General features: G+C 67.5%; 5 protein-coding genes and 3 pseudogenes. 3 read left to right on the top strand and 5 right to left on the bottom strand.

Annotation, left to right across the window (positions count from 1 at the left end; all coding sequences use genetic code 11):
- Positions 1-4: 4 nt before the first annotated feature.
- Positions 5-310, bottom strand: a complete 306-nt coding sequence (gene rpsN, locus ACFVH0_RS35745; protein ID WP_385827143.1) for a 30S ribosomal protein S14 — start codon at positions 308-310, stop codon at positions 5-7.
- A pseudogene (rpmB, locus tag ACFVH0_RS35740) lies at positions 310-544 on the bottom strand (50S ribosomal protein L28). The gene rpsN and the pseudogene rpmB overlap by 1 nt, the downstream one beginning before the upstream one ends.
- Before the next feature lie 64 nt (positions 545-608).
- Here rpmB and rpmG point away from each other — a divergent pair.
- The 3 genes from rpmG to ACFVH0_RS35725 are packed head-to-tail and all read left to right on the top strand — an operon-like array spanning position 609 to position 2,244.
- Positions 609-773, top strand: a complete 165-nt coding sequence (gene rpmG, locus ACFVH0_RS35735) for a 50S ribosomal protein L33 (RefSeq protein WP_385827141.1) — start codon at positions 609-611, stop codon at positions 771-773.
- Between the two features lie 32 nt (positions 774-805).
- A complete protein-coding gene (locus ACFVH0_RS35730; protein ID WP_385827139.1) occupies positions 806-1,090 on the top strand; it encodes a type B 50S ribosomal protein L31 in 285 nt (94 codons plus the stop codon).
- Complete coding sequence (locus tag ACFVH0_RS35725) at positions 1,090-2,244, top strand: CobW family GTP-binding protein (RefSeq protein ID WP_385827137.1); 1,155 nt, start codon at positions 1,090-1,092, stop codon at positions 2,242-2,244. Before ACFVH0_RS35730 ends, ACFVH0_RS35725 begins: the two co-directional genes overlap by 1 nt.
- A gap of 64 nt (positions 2,245-2,308) precedes the next feature.
- On the opposite strand, the pseudogene ACFVH0_RS35720 reads toward ACFVH0_RS35725, so the two are convergent.
- The 3 genes and pseudogenes from ACFVH0_RS35720 to ACFVH0_RS35710 all read right to left on the bottom strand — a co-directional run.
- A pseudogene (locus ACFVH0_RS35720) lies at positions 2,309-2,596 on the bottom strand (macro domain-containing protein); the annotation flags it as partial.
- A gap of 542 nt (positions 2,597-3,138) precedes the next feature.
- Positions 3,139-3,657: pseudogene (locus ACFVH0_RS35715) on the bottom strand (transposase family protein); the annotation flags it as partial.
- 429 nt (positions 3,658-4,086) lie between these two features.
- Positions 4,087-5,591 (bottom strand): hypothetical protein (locus ACFVH0_RS35710; RefSeq protein WP_385827135.1); only part of this gene is annotated, 1,505 nt, incomplete at its 5' end.

Raw genomic sequence — 5,591 nt, 5'->3', positions numbered from 1 at the left:
ACCGTCACCAGGAGGACTTGGTGACCCCCGGCAGAAATCCGGCATGGGCCTGCTCGCGCATACGGATCCGGGAGAGCCCGAACTTCCGCAGGTGACCGCGGGGCCGTCCGTCCACACTGTCCCGGTTGCGTACCCGGGTCGCACTGGCGTCGCGCGGCATGCGACGGAGCTCGTCCAAGGCGGCGCGGCGTTCGGCATCCGTGCTGGACGGGCGGCGGACGATCTCCTTCAACTCGGCGCGGCGGGCCGCGTACCGCTCGACGGTCGCCCTGCGCTGCTCGTTCTTCACGATCTTGCTCTTCCTGGCCATCAGACCTTCCCTCCACGGGCCCGGATGCGGGCGAGCTGCTTCGATCCCGATGCTGTCGACGGTCCGGATCGCCCTGGCGGCGAGCGTCAGCCGGACGTACCGGCCCTCGCTCGGCAACCAGTACCTCTTGCGCTGGATGTTGGGGTCGAAGCGGCGCGAGGTGCGCCGGTGCGAGTGGGAGATGTTGTTGCCGAAGCCCGGCCGGGCGCCGGTCAGTTGGCAGTGGGCCGACATGGCGCTACCTGCTCTCCGCGGCGAACCACTTGTTGGAAATGGAAATCATTGCCATATAGTAGCCATGGCACGCAACGAACTACGCCCCGTCGTCAAGCTCCGCTCCACCGCGGGGACCGGCTACACCTACGCCACCCGCAAGAACCGCCGCAGCGACCCCGAGCGCATGGTCCTGCGCAAGTACGACCCGGTCGCCCGCAGGCACATCGCCTTCCGCGAAGAGCGCTGACCCTCCCCCACCCGATCCAGAAGGACACCGCCATGAAGACCGGAATCCACCCCGCTCACGGCCCCGTCGCCTTCCGCGACAAGGCGGCCGGCGCCGCCTTCCGGGCGAGGGAGGCGGTCGGCGCCGCCTTCCTCACCCGCTCCACCGCGACCGGTTCGAAGGCGGTCGAGCGGGAGAACGGCAACACCCACCCCGTCGTCGATGTCGAGATCTCCTCCGCGAGCCACCCTTTCCGCACGGGCACGGCACGAGTGCCGGACACCGCGGGCCGCGTCGAGCGGTTCGAGCGCCGCTACGGCCGAAGCGGGGCGAAGTGATGCGGTACAGCGGCCGGTTGCCCGTCGTGATCGTCGGCGGGCTCCACTCCGACGCACGCAAGGAGGCCGTGGACCGGCTGCTGCACACCGTCCCCGGCAGCGTCGCGCTCCACCACGATCTGTCGAAGGCCGCCGAGGGGACCGTACGGCGCCTCGTCCGCGACGCGTCGGGGGAGCTGTCCTACGGGCAGGCCCCGCTCGTCGACGACTGCGCCTGCTGCGCGTTGCGCGAGGACCTGGTGCCGGAGCTGGAACGGCTGGCCGCCGACGGACGGACCCGGCTCGCCGTGGTCGAACTGTGGGACTCCGTGGAACCGAGGGCGATGGCCGAGGCCGTCGTCGCGCACGGCGGCGAAGCCCTCGAACTCACCGGTGTGATGACGGCCGTCGACCCGGCTCTCGTGATGCCCTGCCTCGGCAACGGCGACGATCTGGCCGACGCGGGGCTCGCGGCGGCCGCCACGGACCGGCGGACGGTCGGCGACACCTGGGCGCGGCAGCTGGAGTACGCGCCGGTGCTCGTCGTCGTCGACGGCGGACCGGCCCACGACGAGGACCGTGCGCTGCTCTCGCAGCTCCACCCGACGGCCCGTCAGGTGTCGGTCGGTTCCGGGGAGCTGGGCCGGCTCGCCTTCGCGGGCTTCGACGTGGAGTCGGCGGCCGCGGCCCAGCACCCCGCGTGCGCGCTGCTGCCGCAGGACGCGGACGAGGCGGGGGTCGCCACCCTCGTCTGGCACCACCACCGCCCGTTCCATCCCGGGCGGCTCTTCCAGGCGCTGGAGGAGCTGTGCTGTGCGGCCGCGCGCAGCCGGGGCCGCTTCTGGCTCGCCGACCGCCCCGACACCCTGCTGGCCTGGGACGCCGCCGGTGGTGCGCTCTGCGTGGAGAGCGCGGGACCGTGGCTGGCCTCGCTGCCGGACGCGGCGTGGGACCTGGTGCCTCCGGTCCGCAGGGCGGCGGCCGCCCTCGACTGGCATCCCGAGCACGGCGACCGCTGCCAGCACCTCGTCTTCACCTCCCCCGGCCTCGACCGGGACGGGCTGGCCCGGCTCCTGGAGTCCTGTCTGCTCACCGACGCCGAGTACGCCGCGGGCCCCGAGGCGTGGAGACGGCTCCCGGCCCCCTTCGACTCGTTCCTCGACCCGGTCGACTGACTCCCGCAGACCGTGGAACTCCCGCTCCGGCAGAGGAGGATCGCTGCCCGGTCCCGCCCGGGGATCAGCCCCGTGCCTCCAGCACCTCTTCGAACTCCGCGTACGCGTGCGCGTCGAACAGCACGAACCGCACCTCCGTCACGGGCGGCGCGGCCACCTCCAGGACCGTGCGCACGGCGATGCGCGCGCCGTCGTCCATGGGCCAGCCGTAGATCCCGGTCGAGATGGCCGGGAAGGCGACGGTGCGCGCCCCCAACTCCGAGGCCACCCGCAGCGATTCGCGGTAACAGGAGGCCAGCAGAGCCGAGCGGTCCTCGGAGCTGCTCCAGACCGGGCCCACGGTCTCAAGCACTGGCCCACAGTTCACGCAGCCAGTGCTACTGCCCGAGTCCCCATGTCGAGAGGGAACGTGGCGACCTCCCCTGCGTAAGTCTTCAACTCCGCCGCGCGACCGTCCGAGGCGATGACAACCGAGACGATGTCGGGCGCGGGCCGGCCGTGAGATCCGTCGAAGCGAACCTCGGTCAGCTGCAGAGGAGCCGGGAAAGCTTCGCCATACTCAAATCTCACCCCACCCACGCCGACATAGACCTTGCCCCCCAACTGATCAACTTTTCGCGCCGCTCAACTGGTGTCGCAGCGTCCCACCAGTCGGCGTACGTCAGCGCCGGGCACTGACATCGCATGCCTGGACATCCGTCGAGATGAGCCTGAACATCCACCCATCGCTTCACAGGCTTGGCGTCCGATGCTCTGGTCAGAGCCTCGCGTTCCGTTGCTACCTCGCCAAGATGGGCGGTGTACTTCACGGCCGACAGGCGATCTGCCTTGAACTTGGACTCAAGCTGCGTCATGCGGCCATCGAGGATCGCGACCCGTATCGCCTTCGAATCGTCCGCAACCGTCTCCTGTTCTTGAACTGAGAGATGGCCGACCTGGAATCTGGTGGGTACGGGGCGCGGTGAGGTCATGAGTGCGGCCCGGCAGGGCGGGCGAGATCCACAGCAGCTCGCCGGTCGGATCGGTGAGGACCTGGACGTTCACGCCGTGCCGGCGGTGCTTGGCCGAGTAGTCCGCCCGGCTGTCGCCGACGCGGTCGCACTCGGCGAGGGTTCCGTCCAGCAGGACGAAGTCCGGATCGTGCTCGCGCAGCGTCTTGAGCAGGCCGGGGGCTCGTTCGGCGAACAGGCCGGTCACGCTGGTGACGTGGGTGTGGACGGTGCCGACGGATATCCCGAACCCGGCCGCGATCCGGGTGAGGGTGTCGTGGCGGCGCAGGTACACCCGAGCGACGAGCGCGCGCTGGTGCGGCGGAAGTTTGCAGCGGCGGTCCCCCTCGCGGGTGACGACGAGCATGGTGACCCGCTCGACCAGGGCGTGAGGGAGGTCGAGTGCGGCAGGATAGGGAACCAACAGCACTCCTGTGCCGGTGGGTTGAGACGTCGAACACCTCCCTCAACGGCACGGGGGCTTTGTGCGTTGCGGCCCTCACCTCGACCTGACCGGCGTCACCCGATCAGTGGCCACGCTGAAAGCACTCACTCGTCGAGGACGTAGCGGACGTGCCGGCTGCCGAAGTAACCGCGCACGATGTGGGGCCGGCGTTGCCGGCGGTGGAAGAACCGGCGGGTCTCGGCGGCGAGTTCGGCCCGGTCACTGTCCCGGTGGGTGTGGGGCAGGCTGCGTTTGAGGTCGGCGTTGACCAGCTCGTCATCAACAGCCGAGTCTTCGCGGGGTGTCGGGCGGCGAATCGTACGAAGCCACGGACGGCAGACCTTTAAAATCCGAACCCGATACCCCCTCGCTCATTCCGATCAACGGCTCTGAGGAGGACTGCGCCAATCAGGACATCGCGTTCCCCAGAAGGTATTGCACTGTCATGTGGGCGTCGGACTGTGCGCGCCGAAGAAGGCGAAAATATGCGCTCAGGAAATCGGTCGAATCGGCGAACCGATCCCAACCATCGGCACGCACGGATATCGTATCCACGAAGCCGTGTTCGACATAGTCGAATACGGCATGGCTATTGACAGGCGGGGCCTGGATATCTGGGGTTTTCCAGACCTCAACGTCGATGGAATCCCCTATGCCGTCGGGTACGGTTGAGCGGCTGGACTGGTAATTAAAATAGCAGAACGAGTTCAGTTCGTCGCATTTCAGTGTTGCGGAGACATCTCTCTCCATGTTTTCGTACGCTGTCGGATCGTAAAGGGTATGCGTATATCCGATGATCGCCGAGCGAGAAGCAGTGCGCACGAAATCAAGGATGGAAGAGGTCGGTTCAACGTGGATCGGGATCAGGGCAGTGAAGCAGTTGGGAGCGGCATAGGTCGTCCCAGGCAATGGGCTCGGGCGCGCGAACATCGAGCGGATTAGACCATGCGTTGACCCGCGGTCGAAGGCTTCGAGGAGGCCAAACAGGGCGAGAGCGACGCTCGCTCGCGCAACGCCTGCGGAGGCGGCGATGTCGCTCAGGGCGGTCGAGATGCGTCCCGAAGTAAGTGATTGTGCCCCGGCGCCAACGCGTGGAGATCGACGGAAGTAGGTATCCGACGGCGCGGAGCGGAGCGTCCGCTCCAAGTACGCGAGCGCACGATCACTACGGCTGATCAGAGCCGAACTCCCCTCAAGCGCTTGGACATCGAGCGGCTGGGCTGCGGGGGGGAGGGTTGCGAGATCATGTCCCTTGCAGAAGAACTCGAAATCCCGCTTGAGTGCGGCGGCACCAGCCGCGTCCGTACTCATTCGCGAGACTACCAATGCTGCGACCCACGTGTCATCCTCCGTGGGCAGGAGCTCGAGCTGAACCGGCGGCCGCTCGGCAAAGTCGAATCGATCTACAAGTGATCTCGGTGCGTCGGCTGGGTTCAGGCCACCGCGCCTGCCGATTGTGGCGTCACGCCGAATAATGCATGGGATCGCATACGATCTCAATACGTTTTGAACCACGTACTCGTCCGGGTTAAGGAAGTTGGTCGGGGCAAGCCGGCGAACGTCATAGGTGGTTCGGAGCACGCCGTGGCGCGTCAAGAGGGACTGCACCGCGGATAGCGTTCGATCGTTGCCAGGAGTGTGCATCTCTCCAGGGAGCCGGATCACCATCTTATTGCGCTGATGCTCCCTTGAGTTCTTGGCCTCGTAGTTGAAGTACCCCGATTGCCCCCACGCCAGAGGCCCCGGCCCCGAGCCGTGACCCTCGACTGGCAATGTGAACGTCTCGTTCAATCGTGACCTTTCGGTGAGAGAGCTTCGGCGTGCTCCAGTCTGGGATTGCGCCGTACTGGCGTGCTCTCGGTGCTTGGGATCGGCGGCCGGCGGATGCCGCGCGGTCGGTTGTGGCCAGGCAT

The sequence above is a fragment of the Streptomyces sp. NPDC127117 genome (genome assembly GCF_042677325.1).
Taxonomy (GTDB): domain Bacteria; phylum Actinomycetota; class Actinomycetes; order Streptomycetales; family Streptomycetaceae; genus Streptomyces.
Note: the sequence above shows the minus strand (reverse complement) of the source record. Positions and strands in the feature narration are given on the sequence as shown.